General features: G+C 62.5%; 18 protein-coding genes. 12 read left to right on the top strand and 6 right to left on the bottom strand.

Annotation, left to right across the window (positions count from 1 at the left end; all coding sequences use genetic code 11):
• On the bottom strand, positions 1-88 hold an 88-nt coding region (locus B7L68_RS03880; protein WP_143615288.1), incomplete at its 3' end, for a twin-arginine translocase TatA/TatE family subunit.
• Between the two features lie 469 nt (positions 89-557).
• On the opposite strand from B7L68_RS03880, the gene B7L68_RS03875 reads away from it, so the two are divergent.
• From B7L68_RS03875 to B7L68_RS03865, 3 genes are all read left to right on the top strand, one after another.
• Complete coding sequence (locus tag B7L68_RS03875) at positions 558-1193, top strand: hypothetical protein (RefSeq protein WP_081246376.1); 636 nt, start codon at positions 558-560, stop codon at positions 1191-1193.
• 110 nt (positions 1194-1303) lie between these two features.
• Positions 1304-2578, top strand: coding sequence for a Glu-tRNA(Gln) amidotransferase subunit GatD (gene gatD, locus B7L68_RS03870; protein WP_081246375.1), 1275 nt, complete (start codon positions 1304-1306; stop codon positions 2576-2578).
• Entirely contained in the window at positions 2578-3132 is a 555-nt protein-coding gene (locus tag B7L68_RS03865) for an HD domain-containing protein (protein WP_193432467.1), read from the top strand. The genes gatD and B7L68_RS03865 overlap by 1 nt, the downstream gene beginning before the upstream one ends.
• Here the strand turns inward: B7L68_RS03865 and B7L68_RS03860 are convergent.
• Positions 3080-3613 (bottom strand): ZPR1 zinc finger domain-containing protein, encoded by a 534-nt coding sequence (locus tag B7L68_RS03860; protein WP_081246374.1) that lies wholly within the window; start codon positions 3611-3613, stop codon positions 3080-3082. The two genes, B7L68_RS03865 and B7L68_RS03860, sit on opposite strands and share 53 nt — an antisense overlap.
• A gap of 67 nt (positions 3614-3680) precedes the next feature.
• Between B7L68_RS03860 and B7L68_RS03855 the strand changes: the two genes are divergently transcribed.
• Positions 3681-3959: a hypothetical protein gene (locus B7L68_RS03855; RefSeq protein ID WP_081246373.1), complete on the top strand. Its 279-nt coding sequence runs from the start codon at positions 3681-3683 to the stop codon at positions 3957-3959.
• On the opposite strand, the gene B7L68_RS03850 is transcribed toward B7L68_RS03855, so the two are convergent.
• Entirely contained in the window at positions 3943-4668 is a 726-nt protein-coding gene (locus B7L68_RS03850; RefSeq protein WP_081246379.1) for an isopentenyl phosphate kinase, read from the bottom strand. The genes B7L68_RS03855 and B7L68_RS03850 overlap by 17 nt on opposite strands.
• An 8-nt stretch (positions 4669-4676) precedes the next feature.
• Positions 4677-5681 carry a polyprenyl synthetase family protein gene (locus tag B7L68_RS03845; RefSeq protein WP_081246372.1) on the bottom strand — a complete coding sequence of 335 codons (1005 nt, stop codon included), beginning with the start codon at positions 5679-5681 and terminating at the stop codon, positions 4677-4679.
• Between the two features lie 55 nt (positions 5682-5736).
• Between B7L68_RS03845 and B7L68_RS03840 the strand changes: the two genes are divergently transcribed.
• From B7L68_RS03840 to B7L68_RS03815, 6 genes are all read left to right on the top strand, one after another.
• On the top strand, positions 5737-6486 hold the full coding sequence (locus tag B7L68_RS03840; protein ID WP_193432466.1) for a DUF92 domain-containing protein: 750 nt from the start codon (positions 5737-5739) through the stop codon (positions 6484-6486).
• Positions 6487-6648: 162 nt separating this feature from the next.
• Positions 6649-6981 carry a DNA-binding protein gene (locus B7L68_RS03835; protein ID WP_081246370.1) on the top strand — a complete coding sequence of 111 codons (333 nt, stop codon included), beginning with the start codon at positions 6649-6651 and terminating at the stop codon, positions 6979-6981.
• Complete coding sequence (locus tag B7L68_RS03830) at positions 6982-7842, top strand: AIR synthase related protein (protein ID WP_081246369.1); 861 nt, start codon at positions 6982-6984, stop codon at positions 7840-7842. It begins immediately after the preceding gene.
• Between the two features lie 35 nt (positions 7843-7877).
• Entirely contained in the window at positions 7878-8582 is a 705-nt protein-coding gene (locus tag B7L68_RS03825; RefSeq protein WP_081246368.1) for a hypothetical protein, read from the top strand.
• A 190-nt stretch (positions 8583-8772) separates the two neighbouring features.
• On the top strand, positions 8773-9078 hold the full coding sequence (locus tag B7L68_RS03820) for a hypothetical protein (RefSeq protein ID WP_081246367.1): 306 nt from the start codon (positions 8773-8775) through the stop codon (positions 9076-9078).
• Between the two features lie 12 nt (positions 9079-9090).
• Positions 9091-10134: a radical SAM protein gene (locus tag B7L68_RS03815; RefSeq protein ID WP_081246366.1), complete on the top strand. Its 1044-nt coding sequence runs from the start codon at positions 9091-9093 to the stop codon at positions 10132-10134.
• 149 nt (positions 10135-10283) lie between these two features.
• Here B7L68_RS03815 and rpiA read toward each other — a convergent pair whose 3' ends face one another.
• On the bottom strand, positions 10284-10964 hold the full coding sequence (rpiA, locus tag B7L68_RS03810; protein ID WP_081246365.1) for a ribose 5-phosphate isomerase A: 681 nt from the start codon (positions 10962-10964) through the stop codon (positions 10284-10286).
• Positions 10965-11006: 42 nt separating this feature from the next.
• Positions 11007-11393, bottom strand: a complete 387-nt coding sequence (locus B7L68_RS03805) for a CBS domain-containing protein (protein ID WP_081246364.1) — start codon at positions 11391-11393, stop codon at positions 11007-11009.
• Between the two features lie 86 nt (positions 11394-11479).
• Between B7L68_RS03805 and B7L68_RS03800 the strand changes: the two genes are divergently transcribed.
• A complete protein-coding gene (locus B7L68_RS03800) occupies positions 11480-13357 on the top strand; it encodes an aldehyde ferredoxin oxidoreductase N-terminal domain-containing protein (RefSeq protein WP_081246363.1) in 1878 nt (625 codons plus the stop codon).
• Between the two features lie 58 nt (positions 13358-13415).
• The gene (locus B7L68_RS03795) at positions 13416-16094 is read left to right on the top strand and encodes a GH116 family glycosyl-hydrolase (protein WP_081246362.1); all 2679 of its coding nucleotides are present in this window, start codon (positions 13416-13418) and stop codon (positions 16092-16094) included.
• Positions 16095-16175: the final 81 nt, after the last annotated feature.

Here is a 16175-nt window from a genome sequence, read left to right as displayed (position 1 = left end):
CGGGGAGCTTTGAGGGGCCCCATATGAGGAGGATGACCACGGCGATCAGTATTATGAGCCAGTCCTGGCCCGTGATGAACAGCCACATATACGGCCAAACCCCACAACCATAAAAACCTTTCGCGCCGGCACGAGGCGCTCGGAGCCATGTCGCAGGACTGCGACAGCTCGTCCAGTGGGCCGCCGAACTCCACGCCGATATCGACGCCGGGATCGAACAACGTCATCGAGGACGTTCTCCGCAATCTTCGCCAAGTCGCCTGGACAACACGACGGGGCCTTCCTCGACAAGCCTCCCGAAGCACGAGGGCCGATCGCGGCGGGCGGTCCACGTGTCTAAACGTCCCTATGGGCGTATCCAGGCAGGTCCCATCTAGGGCGTGCGGGGGCCAATGGCCGGTGGGGCTCGAGGCGCTTCGAGACGGCTTCAAGCCCATAGCGGCCATTACGGCGCCGCCGCGGCGGCTACGGCCGCGGACGTCCAGATCCACCTCGCAGAGAGGTTCTGCACGGCCTCCTCGCAGTAAATATTAAAACCACGCGGTGTTTAGGGCCGCGTGGCTAAGAAAAAGGAGAGCAAGAGGGGAAGGCGCAGAAACCGGAAGGTCTTCGTAATCGCCCTGTTGGCTATAATCTTCGCCGAGGTCGGGTGGATACTGGCCACCATGCCCGGCTTTAGGCTTCCCTTTGGCCCAGGCGCGCCGCAGAACCCCACTCTGGCCGCCCTTCTGGAGAACACGCAGATGTGGGTGCTCACGCCGAGGGGATATGCGCCGAGCGGGCTACAGCCCCCTCAATATAACGACTCGGTGGTTGTGGTGACGGTGTCGGGCGTCGCCCTGCCTCGGTCGTTGCTCAACTCGACCGAGCCCGTCTACGTGCTCATGATAGATCCGTTCTACGGCCCCTATTCATTCACGGCGGCTAGCTATTTCTACAACGAGCTGTTCGGAGGCAACTACTCAGTGGCCGCAAGGTACCAGAACAGGGTATTTCTGCTCATGCCGGGCGATCAGCAGAGCCAAGCCACAGCAGTCTTCCAGTGGATAGGCGAGGCGCTTGCCATGGGCAACGCGACGATAACCGCGACGAGCGCCCAACAAGCGCTTTCGCAACTGTTGACCTATCTGCCGATAGAGGCCAAGGTGTCGGGCGGGACGGTTGTCAGCGTGGCCCTGGGCTCCGCAGGCTGACGCGCGGCCCCGCCCGGGGCCTTCCGCCGAATCCGATCTCCTTCCAGCCCTAGAGAGCAGGCGGCCTGTTCCCTCAGTCAAGCTTTATATAGACGGCCCCCAGGACGCGCGTGGAGAGCTATAGGAGGGTCAAGCTCCATCTCGACAGCGGGGATGTCGTCGAGGGCATCCTCCTGCCCTCCACCGCCTACTCGAGCCCTGACGTCTACGTGGTCAAGCTGAGGAATGGGTACAACGTGGGTTTCGCCAGGGGCAAGGTGAGGAGGATGGAGGATCTGGGCGAGGTTCCAAGCGCCGGCGCGAGGCCCGGGGAGTCCAGAGATGTGGATACGGGCAGGCCGTGGGTGTCCATAGTCGCCACGGGCGGCACCATACTGTCGAGGGTCGAGTACACGACGGGGGCTGTGTATCCATCCACCGATCCGGCCCTGCTGTTCGAGATGGTGCCGGAGATATCCGAGGTGGCCTCCATAAGGGTCGAGACGCTCATGTCCAAGTTCAGCGAGGATATGACCCCCTCGGACTGGGCGGCCATGGCGGAAAAGATCGCGGAACATTTCAGGAGGGGCGCCGTGGGCGTGGTGGTTATGCACGGCACCGACACCATGCACTACAGCTCGGCGGCCATGGCGTTTGCGTTCAAGGAGCTGCCGGGGCCCGTGGTGTTCGTGGGGTCCCAGAGGTCCAGCGACAGGCCTTCCAGCGACGCCTTCCAGAACATACTCGGCGCCGTGATAGCCGCCGCCTCGGCCCCCTTCGCTGAGTCGACGTTGGCCATGCACGGAGCGTTGGGCGACGGAAGGATATATGTGCATAGAGGCACCAGGGTGAGGAAGATGCATACCTCCAGGCGGGACACCTTCCAGAGCGTCGGGACGGAGCCTCTCGCCGAGGTTGACGTGGAGTCCAGATCCCTCAAGGTGACGGCGGGTTCCTACAAGGCCAGAGGCGGGCTCTCCTATTCCGCCAAGTTCAGCGACAAGGCGGCCTTGGTGAAGTTCTACCCAGGCATGGACCCCCGCATAATGGACGCGTTGGTGGAGCTGGGAATCCGGGGCTTGGTGATCGAAGGCACAGGGTTCGGCCACGTGAGGGACGCCCTCCTGCCATCGATAAAGAAGGCGGTCGACTCAGGCGTGGTGGTCGCGATGGCCAGCCAGACCATATACGGACGCGTCGACCTCTACGTATATAGACGCGGCAGGGAGCTCCTGTCGCTAGGCGTCGTGCCGCTCGACGACATGCTGCCCGAGGTGGCCTACGTCAAGATGTCGTGGGCCCTCGCCAACTTCAGAAGGGAGGAGGTGCCGGCCGTCTTGAGGACTCCTCTAGCCGGAGAGATAACTCAGAGGAGCGACCCGACCGGATTCCCCGGACGGCTCTGATGGACCTCATAAACGTCGTGGACGCTCTCTGCAACATTAAACGCATCGGCTGGCTGCAGAGGGGGATAGAGGCGGCCGAGACGGTGTGCCAACACGCCTTCCTGGCCGCGCTCCTGGCCGGCGAGATAGCCGCCGAGCTTAGGTCGAGAGGCGATGAGGTGGACGTGGCGCAGGCGGTGGCCGCGGCGGCCATACACGACCTCGCCGAGTTCGAGCTGGGCCATCCGGGCAACGGCGTCAGGTCGGCCGCGGACTGGGAGTCCCTCGAGCTGGAGGCGATGAAGCGCATATATCCCCATCTCTACGAGCTCTTCCGGAGCTACAGGAAAGCAGACGGCAAGCTCGGCGTCTTGGTCTCCTTCGCCGATAAGCTGGCCACCTTGGTGAGGGCGTGCCGCTACGCCGAGAGGGGGTACGAGGTCGGTGATCTGATCGAGTCCTTCCTTAAGAAGCTCTCGGGGTATCCCCCGCCCTATCCCGAGCTGTTGAGGGGGTATCTGGCTAGGTACTGCCGAGGGGCTCTATCCTCACCGTCTCGGGCCTCCTCGGAATAATTACGCTTTTGCCCAACGGATCCTCCACTATCAGCGTGAAGCCGCCCGAATCTATGGCCCTCTGGACCTCCTCGATGAACTCATCGACTCTGCGCGCGCTCTCGGGCTCCAGCGCCTTTAAGCTCTCGGCGTAATCAAGCGCCCTATAGAGAAGCCCCTCGACCGTGGTCACAAACGGCTCCGCCTGGGGGCCCGGCTCGAGGCTGAAGCCCAGATCCGGCGACTTGATGCTCCCCGTCTTCGACCTAACCACCAGCGATTTGGACACATCTTCGCCGTTCTCCGCCTTGAAGATCACCCTCGTCGGGTTGCCGGACTCCGCGTAGTCCACGTCGAAGAACCTATACCCACACGACCTGCAGAAGCCGGTGGACACCACCACGTTGCCGAAATAAGGCGTCTCGTAGAGAAACTCCGTGTAGCTGAAGGCCTCGGCCCCACATACCGGGCATCTCGTCACGGTCTGCACCAAGATGGACATGCCATCGATGGGGCGCCTATTTAAAACCAGCTACTAATATTTAAATGGGCCTTCCGTCGCGGGTTACATGCCCCGTAGAACCGACAAACTCGCCCTGACCATAACGGCGGTTGCGGCGGTCCTAGTCGCCTTGTTCCTCCAGGGCTTTTGGTCCATAGTGCTGGCCCCCTCTCTATGCGGCGGCTTGCTGTGGTATACGGTCCTCGGCGTCTTGACCGCCGTCGCGGTGTTCTACGCCCGCGATAGGGACAGCGCATTCCTATGGGCCGCCGTTGTGGTCTTGTTGCTGATATACGTCGTGGTGGCGCTGTACCTTACGGCGAACGCCCCTACGGTCGCCTGCTAGGCCTGGCGGCGCTGCAGGTCTCCGGCTCTCCGCCGGAGGCGATGGCTCTGACGGCCGCGACGTCGTCTATGGAGCAATAATAGGCGGGTATCCCGAGGGACGCCACCGCCAGCCCGGCCTCGACCTTCTTCGCTATGCCGCCCGTCACATCTATGCCGGCGGCTCCCCCCGCCACGCCGCCGGATATATCCCTCAGCTTGACGGCGCCAGGCGTCCCCGGCTCAGCCGTATAAATGCCGTCGACGTCCATCAGGAAGACGACGGCCCGGGGCCTATATATCGAGGCGAGCTCCACCGCTATATCGTCCCCGCTGATGACGACGTGGCCGCCGTCCGACGGAACTACGTCGCCGTGCAGGAGCGGGTAGAGGCCGGCCGACAGCGCCGCCTCGATGGGCTCCCTCCGAGCGAGCCTACGGCCCCAGAACACGTCGCTGGGCTCTATCGGCATGGCGTAGATGCCGGCGGCCGCCAGATCCTCAAGCACCATCGCCGTCTGTCTCCTGAGGGCGGCCTTGGTCTTGGCTATTCCGACCGGCGTCAAGCCGAAGGCCCTCACGTGCGGATGGGCGAACGAGCCGGCGCCGTGGATGAGCGCCGCGCGCACTCCTCTAAGCGCCTGCGCGGCCGGCCTGAGCCGGCCCCATCTGTACGTGTAGGGCCTCTTCTTGTCCGTTATCGCCGAGCCGCCGAATTTAACCACCAGCAGATCGGCCATTAGAACTGCCGCTGGACTATGAACGCCGCCAGCTCCTCCAGGTCCCTGCTATGCGGCATCTTGGAGAGGCTCGCAAGGGCCCTCTCTCTGTACCTATCGGCGAGAGCCAGAGCCCTCTCTCTGGCGTTCGTGCCCTCCAATATGCGGACGCCGCGTCTCGCATCGTCGTCGCTCACCGCGGGCTTCGACAGAATCGACATGAGCTCTCCGCGCGCCTTCTCGTCCAGCTCCTCGAGGCCCAGCAGTATCACCACATTGCCCCTCTTGTGCTCCTTTATGTCCTTCCCTATCTCCTTGCCGAACTTCCTCGGATCGCCGAATATGTCGAGGACGTCGTCGACTATCTGGAACGCTATCCCGGCGTTCATCCCGAAATCCCACGCCGCGTCTATCAGCGATCGGTCGTCGGCGACGCTCATGGCGCCCCATTTGGACGATGCGGCTATGAGCGCGCCTGTCTTCAAGCCCACCATCTTGATATAGTCGTCGAGGGTAACGGAGGGCCGCCTGGCCTTGACGAAATACGGATCGCTCCGGCCCGCGAGCTCGAAGAGTATGTCGAGCCTTTCGCCTTCGTCTATCGCCCTTATCACCTTGGCGACCTCCCTCGCGAAGTCGAGCGGCTTCGGCGTATCGAGGACCGCCTCCTCTATCGCCTCGCGGTACCAAATGCCGACTAGGATAGCCGCGTAGTCCCCGAAGGCGGCTCTGGTCGTGGGCTTGTTCCTCCTGACCTCGCCCCTATCGATTATGTCGTCGTATATCAGGCTGTAGTTGTGTATCAACTCGACTATGGCCGCCGCCGGCAACGCCCTCTCGTAGTTGCCCGATACGGCCTCGGCGACTGCCAGCGTCAAGATGGGCCTCAGCCGCTTGCCGCCTGTGGATATCTGGTAGAGCACGGCGTCTCTGAAGTCGTCCGCCGCGTCCCGCGACAGATACCTCGCCAGCGCCTCCTCGATGCGGGGGCCGTACCTCTCGGACAGCCTATCCAGCACGTCCATGGCGTCGCCATATGCCCTCTTTAAATGGATATATACCCATTGGCCTGAGGGGGCCATGGACTTCGCCCAGCTGGCCATCGCCGCTGTGGTTCCCGCGTTCGCCTTCGCGGCGTATAGAGCGCGCTTTACAAACATGAGGGGAGCTGTGGCGGGCTTGCTGATAGCTTGGGCTCTCGACGCGGCCGGCCTCGCCGTGTTCGCGGTGTTCCTCTTCTTCTTCGTGTCGGCCAGCCTCTTGACCAGGCTGAGGGGGTCTTGGAAGGCCCAACGCGGTCTGAAGGATGTCGCCGGCAGATCAATAACGCAGGTGGTCGGGGTGGGGACGCCCATGGCTCTCTTCGCCCTGCTCTACATGGCCGGAGTCCGCCCCGCGTTGACCGCCACGGTGGTCGCGATAGCGATAGCCACAGCCGACACGTGGGCCAGCGAGGTCGGCGTGGCCTACGGCGGGCGGCCGCGGCTGATAACCAAGCCCTGGATACAGGTAGAGCCGGGCACCTCCGGCGGGGTCACCCCGGCGGGGACCTTGGCCTCTCTGGCGGGAGCCGCCGCGGTCGCGTTCCTGTCCTATCCGCTCCTCGACGTAAATCCCTACGTGGTCTGGGGTCTCGGCTTCGCCGGCGATGTCCTCGACAGCGTGGTGGGGGCGGTGGCCCAGAGGAAGTTCTTCTGCGGCGCCGATATGTACGACGAGCCCAGATGCCCTAACTACAGGACGTCTGGCTATTTAACCAATGAGGCGGTCAACTTAATTGTCGAGGCCTCTCTTGGCTTAGCCTATATTCTAGCAATGCTCTATTTATAATATTCAACTCTCATTCCTGTAATAGACCTGTACATCTTCGAATCGGCGTATTTAAGCCATATGTTCACCGCAATAGGCCGGAGTCCGTATAACAGGCAGAGTGGGCCTAAACGGATTTCATCCGATTTGTGAGTCTTATTTTTCGGCGGGGGGCCTACCCCCATGAGGCCGTTTAACATCACCGACTTCAAGGAGGTGACGAGGACCGTCGCGCTGGGGCTCCACAAGATAGTCTCGGAGGCCCGCGGCAACTGCGTCTCCTTCACTCCGCGCAGAGTTCTCGAGTTCGCCGGAATCGACACGACGGCGCCTATAGCGTTGACTCTAGTCAAACACGTCCTGGAGGGGCTCACCGCAAGGGGGCTGATAACGAGAGACGACAGCCGGTCGAAGATCCGCTATATAGTCTGCCGCGACAAGTCGCCTCTCTGGGCCCCCTTGAAGAGCGGCGATATAGACGGCGTAACCGATTTAATCTATAGGTCCGTCGAGTGAGTGGACGAGAAGATCCTCCTAGGCTTTTTCCTCAGGGAGCTGGGCGAGGAGGATAACGACGTATCTTACGTCGACGGGTTCGCCGTCAAGGTAGACGGATTCGCCGAGAGTTGGGCCAAGATGCCCTTCCACACCTACGCTGATCTCGGCTGGCGGGCCGTCGCAGCCGCCCTGAGCGATCTGTTGGTCAAATTCGCGGTCCCTAAGGCCGTGCTCAGCTCCATAACGGCTCCGGACGCCCAGAGGGCGAGGGAGGTCTTCGACGGGATCAGAGAGGCGGCGGCCCACTTCGGCGTGAGGTACCTCGGAGGCGATCTCAACCAGGGACGGGAGGCCGTGGTGGACGTAGTGGCCATAGGCGCGGCTCCCGCGAGGATAGGCAGGAGGCCGAGGCCAGGGCACGTGCTGATCGCGCCTCCTCTCTTCGGCTATACCGGCCTGGCCTTCCTAGCGTTTAAGGAGGCCGGGAGATCCCCGGCTGTCGCTAAGGGCATCTCGTGGCTGAAGAGGCCCACGTTGGATTGGCCCAAGCCCCCGCCGCCTGACTGCGTCTCCGCGTCCATGGACTCTTCCGACGGCATAGCGGACGTCCTGTGGACCATGGCCAGGGGGGTGGACATAGTTCTGGAGAGGCTGCCAGCCCCCGAGGAGGTCGTCTCCGAGGCGTTGAGCCTCGGCGTGGATCCCGAGGAGGTGGTGCTGAACGCAGGCGAGGAGTTCCTCCCCATATTCGCTGTGGATCCCCGCTGTGTGCCCGACGGCTATGTGGCTTTCGCCAGAGTCGTCGAGGGCGAGGGGAAAGTATACTACAGGGGGAAGGAGTTGAGGTTCAGAGGCTGGGCGTACTTCCGATCGCCTTGAGACAGCTAAGCCGGCTATAAACGCGCTTGTATGGCGTGTACTCGGTGGCGGCCACGGCCATCTTTGCGATACTGCTGACAGCCTTCGTGACGCTCTACTACCTCTACTACCTCTACGGGAAGACCCTACAGGCCTACCTCCCCGCTAAGGTCGCGCTGGACGCTTGGGGGGAGCTCAAAAGCCAGCTCCCCAACGCCACGGTCTGTCTGGTGGAGTTCGACGCGGCTATGGCCGTACGCGAGTGGAACCCCGCCATATACCTCTCGGCTGTAGCTACGTTCAACTCCACCCTGAAGGAGCTGAGCCGCCGCCCGCCTCTGCGGAGCCTCAAGGGCGGGGCGCATCTGGCCGGCGAGGTCTTCGAATACGCCGTCACCTACCTCAACCGCACCCTCGAGGGGAGGATAGATTGGGTCAGGCCCATATCGATGCTGAGCGCCGCCCGGTCCATCTCCACGGCTACCGTAGGGGGGACCCTAGACGACGTGGAGCAGGAGCTCGCCGCCTACGTGCCGCCGGGGTTCTCGCTGGAGGGGTATCTAGAGGGCGTCTTATACAAGCAAGGCGGCAACTACGTCGGAACCCTAGGCGGCTCTCTGACGTTGACGGAGAGACAGAGGATGAGGTGCCTCGGCTACTACCTCAACGAGACGGTGGCGCCGCATATACGCGCCTCTCTCTCGATCGACGACAACTCGACCGCTATATATGTCTACATACCGGTGAGCATAGTGAAATAGCCGGGACTAACGGCGCCGAGGACCGGCGGAGCCGACGCAGTGAGGCGCCGCGGGCATTAGGCGCCTTTCCTTCTCGCGGCCGCGCCTTACCAGCTACAACGCAGTCGGACTTGCCCGTCTCTGCTTCCTTTACGGACCTCCTCTGCTGAAGGGAGACGATAGGCTTATCAACCACAGGCTGGCTGAAGCCGTGGAGCTGGAGGCCAGGGCGGCTCTCAACATCAGCTGGGAGGGTCTGAGGCAGACCCGAGGCAGCCACGTCGCCGCCGATCTGATCATCTCGGAGGGCGACATCAAGGTGAAGTACGATGTATATCTGCGGAACGCGATCGTGCCTCAATTCGTGTCAACCGACCGCGGCCGCGCGGAGCTTGCGGCGCGCTTCCTGAGGCTTGCAGGCATCAGCACCGAGGTCGAGAGGATCGGCGGTAGAGGCCGCTACGCTGAACTCGCAGACGCCATCGCGAGGTGGCTCGAGGAGACAAGTCGCCAGTAGCCGCGCGGAGCCGTGGAGCGACGTAGGGAGATCTACTTCCTCGACGGGGTTCCGCAGGTGGGGACTCGGTATTACGGCATCGTGGATCAGGGCACCAACGTGGTCGAGGTGAGGCCCACGAGCCTCTGCCCGCTCAACTGCGTGTTTTGTTCCGTGGCGGCGGGCCCTCTGGAGGGCCGTAGATGGGCCGACTTCACGGTCAAGAAGGACGCCTTGGTGGACGCGCTCAAGGCGGTCGTGAGGTATAAGGGCGACGGCGTCGAGGTCCATATAGACGGCATGGGCGAGCCCGCCGTCTACAGCGACCTGGTCGACTTAGTCCAAGACGTGAAGTCGATCAGGGGGGTGTCGGTGGCGTCGATGCAGAGCCGCATGTTCACCCTGACCGAGAGGAGTGTGGAGGAGCTGGCCGAAGCCGGCTTGGACAGAATAAACCTCAGCCTAGACGCTGTGGATCCCCCGCTGGCGGCGAGGCTCGCCAACGCCGGCTACTACGACCCCCGGAGGGCCATGGCGCTGGCCGAATACGCGGTCCGCAACACCTCCATAGACGTCGTGGTCTCGCCTGTGTGGCTACCCGGCGTGAACGACGACCAGATGCCGAAAATAGCGAGGTGGGCGAAAGCCGCCGGCCTGGGCAAGAGGTGGCCCCCCGTGCTCATACAGAAATATATACCCCATAGAAGGGGCAGAAACCCCAGAGGCGTCAAGGCGGTCGACTGGGGCGCCTTCTGGAGCAGAATAAGGGCCTGGGAGGCCCAGCTGGGCATGAAGCTGGACTGGCGCGGGGAGAACCCGTTCGGCGTAGAGAGGAGGGCGGAGCTGCCGAAGCCGATCAAGGCTGGGCAGAGGATCAAGGTGAGGATAGTGGGGCGCGGCGTCTTCAGGAACGAATATCTAGCCGTGTCCAACAGGCTCGCGGACGACCCCCTGATCGATCGCGCCGTGACCGTCATCTCGGAGAAGCCGCTGAAGCCCGGCGACGAGGCCGTAGTCAAGGTGTTCGAGGACGAGGACAACATCCTGATGGCCAGAGCCGAGGTGGTCTTCCTCTGACGAAGCCCCGCGCGTGGGCGGACGCCGGCTCGCCCGGACCTGCGGTCAGGCGCGGAGCCGCGGCTATACGCGGACTGGGGCCTCGCCCCGGCTCTCAACCATGTGCCGCAAGGCCGGCGAGGGGTGGTCACGCTCCTCGAGGGCGGAGGTCAGAGCGTGAAGACGCCCTTCTCGTCGGCGAGCAGTATCACGGCGTCCCTCCTCTTGGCGAAGATGCCCGTGTCCACCACGCCCGGGATGGCCTTCAGCTCGTCCTCGAGCTCTGGGTACGCGGGACCGGGGGGGCTCCAGTCGAGGATGAAGTTGCCGTTGTCGGTGATCAAGGGCCCCAGCTTGCCGCCGGATCCGCAGGTCCTCAGCTCGGTCCTCCCGCCCCATCTCCTCTCAACGTCTCTGGCGACGAGCCTCCAGGCCGCCGGAAGGACCTCTATCGGGATAGGGCGGTTGCCGGGCAGCTTATCGACGAGCTTGTGCGCCTCGGCGATTATTACCAACGTAGCCGCCCTGTAGTCCACCACCTTCTCGCGGACCATCGCGCCGCCTCCCCCCTTCAGGAACATCCTATCCCTCGATATCTCGTCGGCTCCGTCCACAGCCAGATCTATGCGGTCGACGGCCCAGGGCTGCGCCAGATAGGGGCCGAGCCCCGCCTCCAGCGCCTTCAGCTCGCTGTCGACGCTGGTGGCGACGAGGGTGACCCTCATGCCCCTCTCGGCGACCGCTCTGGCGAGCTCCTCTATGAAGGCCTTGGCCGTGGAGCCCGACCCAAGGCCGACGACCAGCCCGTCCCTCACGAACTCGACCGCCTTACGCGCCAGGAGCTCCTTCACGGCCGTAAAAAACCGCCGCCTTAAATACGAACAGGCGGGAGGCTAGGGGTAGGCCCCCTCCAGCGCCATCAAGCTCCTCAGAGCGTCCCTTATGCTCAATATGCCGACCACCCTATTGCCCTCCACCACGGGGATGTGCCGTATGTTGTGCTCTATCATCTTCTGCGCCGCCATGAACACCGACTCGTTGGGATAAGCCTTTATCAACTCCTTAGGCGCCAGCTTCTCCAAGGGGGTGTCGAGGCTTATCCCCTCGGCGACAGCCTTGACGAGATCCCTCTCGGTGAATATCCCCACGGGGTTGCCCACGTCGTCGACCACGAGGACAGAGCCTATGTTGTACGCGTACATCTTGGATACTGCGCACCTTATCGTGTCGCGCGTGGTGCAGTAGACGACGCGGTCGCTCATGACGTTCTTGACCTCCATAGGAACCCCAATAACTCGCCATAATAAGTTTTATCATTATTATTGAGTTGACCAAAAAGGATAAGAGGAATAATGACCGTACACTCGTGCGAGTCGCCTTTGTCGACCTGAGCAGGGCCTCCGTGGAGGTCAGGGAGGTCGACGCGCAGGGCCCCGTCAGCCTCGGCCTCAAGGTGCACGAGGAGGCGGAGAGCTGGCGGCGCGACCCGCTGTCGCCCGAATCGCCGCTGGTGATAGGCATGGGCAGATTCGTCGGAGGCCGCCTCATGGGCGTCCACAGGATGGTGGCTGTGTTCAGGAGCCCCATGACCGGAGGGCTCCATTCGAGCGCGCTGGGTGGAGCCGCCTACAAGATGATGGGGGCCGGCATAGACGCCTACGTGATCACCGGCAGGGCGCCCGAGCCGGTGGCGTTGCTGGCCTCCCAGGAGGGCGTCAGGGTAGAGCCGGTGAAGTTGGTCTACGAGTACCAGGGGCTACGCGGCGTCTACGCCTTCACTAAATACCTCTACGAGTCCTATAGGGATTTCTTCCAGAGCAACAGCGCCCGGGCCGTCGTCGTGGGGCCCGCCGCGTGGCGGACCTACAACGGCGCCCTTGCCTCGATGGACCTAACCCCTAAGGGCGAGCTCTCCAAAGGCGCCGAGGATTTCGCCGCAAGGGGAGGGCCTGGCACGGCGGCCGCGCAAGGCCACAACCTGGCGGCCCTGATAGCCGGCGGCAAGGCTAAGGCGCGGCATCAAGCCGTCGCCGACATACACAGGATAGACGAGGTGGTCAAGGTGAAGCTCAAGAAGGGCTACCTAGAGGCGTTGCAGGAGAAGACCGTGAAGTACCGCTACGACCCGGGCCTCGGCACCGGCGGCACCTTCGGCGTCAACTACGTCCACTACAGAGACCTCGTCCCGCTGTTCGGATATAAATCGATATATATGGATAGAGACGAGAGGATTAGACACGCCGACGCGGTCCTCAGGCTGTTCTGGAAGCCGTTCAACGAGCTGGTCTTCGAGAAGGCCCGGAGCTGGTACAACTGCGGCGAGCCTTGCCCCGTCACGTGCAAGAAGGTCTGGCAGGGGAAGAAGGTCGACTACGAGCCGTTCCACGCCATGGGCCCCTTCATAGGGGTCTACACCTTTGAGGATTCGGTTAAGCTAGTCGACGAGATCGACGCCTACGGCCTAGACGCCATAGAGATGGGACACGTAACCGCCTGGCTCTTCGACGCCGTCGAACACGGGCTCTTGAGGTCCGAGGAGGTGGGGATAGAGGACGCGCCTGTTTTCAACCCGTACAGATTCAAGCCGGAGATCGACTCCAAGAAGAACGCCAGACTGGCCGGCGAGCTCCTGAGGACGTTCGTCGAGGGCGGCAGCGAGGTAGTCGAGGAGGTCGCGAGGCTGGGCATTAGGAAGGCGGCGAAGGCCCTAGAGGCGAAATACGCAGACAGAGTGGCCAAGGTCGGCGTCAGGTTCAGAGACCTGGCCGTCTACGTCGCGTATGGGGACGAGGGCTACATGACCCCCAACTTCTACTGGGCGCCCGGCATGGTGGCTCCCATGTATGTACAGGGCAAGTACTGGACCAACTACAACCCCACCTTCATGCCTCCCGAGGAGTTCGCCAAGACCGCGTACGACCGCGCCGTGATGGAGTCGTTGGTGGAGGACGCAGGCATGTGCAGATTCCACAGAGGCTGGGCGGAGCCCGTATTGGAGGACCTCTTCAAGCTGGTCGGCGTCAATATGGACAAAGGCCTCTATAGGAGATTCGCCGAATATTCGATCAGGGCAGGCGCAGATCCCAGGCCTTGGGAGAGCAGAAGGGCTATGGACGTGGTGTCGACAATGGCCAGGGAGCTGGGGGCGAAGGATTGGAAGTTCGATGCCTACGAGACCTATTTGGAGTGGTGGCGTCGCTATAAGGAAGCACTGGACAAGATCCTAGGTATAACCATATTATAGCAGTCCACCATCAATTTAATGAGATAAATACTTTAAAGTCACTTGAAAACACAAGTTTATGAGGTATGTATACTCGAACAGCGTTGCATCTGGCGTCGCCTTGGGCGGAATAGGCGCTGGGTCTGTGGAAATAAGGGCGGATGGGCTCCTCCACGACTGGCTCATCTTCAACAACGGTCCGTGGACCACGGTGGATGCCCACAGAAATCGCTACCCCCTGAACGAGAGGAGCTTCCTCCTCGCCGTGAGGGTCGACGACGGAGAGAAAGTGTTCGTGAGGCAACTTCAGTCCGCCGGCTACATGCTGGGCGGCGATCCCTATAGGGCCCCCTGGCTTAAGCCGGTCAAGGAGATAGAATACCGCGGAGAGCCGCCGCTGGCCTTGCTCAAATACGTCGACGATCTGCCGGTGGAGGTCGAGGCCGTGTTCCTCTCGCCGTTTATCCCAGGCGACCTTAAGGACTCGGCCCTGCCCGTCTTGATCGTCGCCGTCAAGGTCAGGAACCGCGGCGCCAAGCCGTTGGACGTGTCGCTATGGGCTATGTTGAGGTCTCCCTTCGGCAGGGCGGTGGCCAGGGCTAGGGGGAACGCGGTGGTCTTACGGGACGGCGGCGAGCCCGGCGACAGCCCGCTTCGCGACGGCTCCATGGCCCTGGCCGCCAAGGCCGGGGAGGTATATGCAGCCGTATTGAGGGCGCCGGGATACGAGGACTACGGATTCCAGCGATACGACAACGCCCTCGAGATGTTGCAAGCCTGGATAGACTTCAGGAGGGAGGGCAAGGTCAAGGGGCCTCCTGCGCGTTCGGGTGACGGCCTCTGGGCCGTCCTCACGACGCCTCTCAAGCTGGCGCCCTCGGAGGAGAGAGACGTCGTCTTCGTGTTGGCCTGGTTCTTCCCCAACCACGTGGACCAATTCGGCGAGAGGCTCGGCCACTACTACGAGAACTTCTTCGCAGATGCGGACTCGGCGGCTCAGTACGTGCTCGACAACTTAGAGCGCCTTTACGGGAAGACCAAGGAGTTCCACGACGCCCTGTACGAGGCCAAGGGAATCGACGGGTGGGTGGCCGACTTGGTGGCCTCCCAGCTGAGCACCTTGGTCAAGATAAGCTGGCTCACCAAGGACGGCAGATTCGCCCTATGGGAGGGCCTAGGCGATAAATACTACGGAGGTCCCGAGCACAACGCCTTCAATACGATGGACGTGATGGCGTACGCAATGCCGGCGTTGATCTCGCTCTTCCCCGAGCTGGCCGCCAAGTACCTCGTCCAACACTCGGCCTTCGCCTTGAGGCGGGGGACCCCCGACTGGGTCATCTACGCCTTGTCTATCCCCGAGAATAGGCGCGAGTTCGAGAAAACGCTTGAGAGGGAACCCTATCTGGCGCTCGACCGGCAGAGGCTGGTCGAGACCGTCTCGAGGATCGTGGAGAGGACCGGGAAGGATCCGGCAGGCCGCATAGCCCATTTCTTCGATAAATCCATCAAGGGCGTCGACGGCTACCACATGTTAGACCTCATGCCCGACTACATCTTGATGGCGTACGCAACCGCTAAGTGGACCGGCAACGTCGAGCTTTTGAGGAATCTGTGGGACGTCTTGAACGGCGCGGTGGAGAGCACCGTGAAGGCGCAGAGCGTGGAGGGGCTGCCTTACCATACAACCCCCGCCGGGATCGAGTGGATGAGAGCGGTGCAGGCGCTCTTCAAGGAGTCCTCCTCGCAAGTCATGTCAGCGGCGCTTCAGCTGTTGAGCCAGAGGGCTGTCCTCATGGGGTTCCAGACCTTCGACACCTGGGCCTTCTACGGCGTCTCGTCGTACGTCCTATTCCTCTGGGCCGCCGCCCTCAAGGCCATGGCGGAGGGCGCGAGGACGGTGGGCAGAGACCCCGGCAAGTACGTGGACTTGCTGCGGAGGGCTGGCGAGGGTCTGGAGAAGCTGTGGAACGGCGAATATTTCGACCTCTGGTGGGACCCGGTCACTGGCGAGAGGGATAGGGCGTCCATGGCCGCGCAGGTGTTCGGACAGCTGTTGGCCCACGTGGCCGACTTGGGCTATTTGGTGGATAGGCAGAGGGTGGCCTCGGCGCTGAGGGCTGTGGCCAGGCGTAACCTGGCCCCCGACGAGGGGCTCATAAACGGGATCTACCCGAGCGGCCGTAGGCCCTCCTTCGTCGGTCCGACGCTCTACGAGAACTTCACGCGGGGTCCCTACCTGCCGACGTGGCATATGGATACCCCGTGGAGCGGCGTGGAGTTCGCCGTGGCGGGCCACATGCTCTACGAGGGACTCGTCGAGGAGGGAATTGCCGTGCTTAAGGCCTTGCACGAGCGCTACGGGCGGGGAGGTCATTACTGGAACCACGTGGAGTGGGGAGCCCACTACATGCGTCCGCTCTCAGCGTGGATGGTCGTGATGGGGGCGTGGGGGCTTAAGTACGACGGATTCGCCAGGAGGCTGACGTTGAGGCCTGCGGTGGTTCCGCTTAAATGGGTCCTCGCAGTTGGCGGCAGTTGGGGAGTTCTGGACTGGTCCAGCGACGGCGCGAGGCTGGAGCTGGCGCACGGCGCCTTGAAGATCGCCTCGTTGAGGCTGCCCAATAGGCCCGTCTCCATCAAATTGGACGGCAAGCCTCTGTCGTTCGAGGTGGCCGAGGCGGACGGCTACTACGAGGCCCGACTGGCCCAGGAGGTCCAGCTGGAGCCCGGCCACGCGTTGGAGGTGGGCTTTTAGGCGCTGTTCCGTCAATTGGCAATAGTTTAGACGTTTAAATCCGTATTCGTAAAGGATAGTTAAATATTTATTACGGTGATA

This window comes from Thermoproteus sp. CP80 (assembly GCF_002077075.2).
GTDB lineage: Archaea > Thermoproteota > Thermoprotei > Thermoproteales > Thermoproteaceae > Thermoproteus.
The sequence above is the reverse complement of the archived record's forward strand: the minus strand, read 5'-3'. Positions and strand labels throughout refer to the sequence as shown.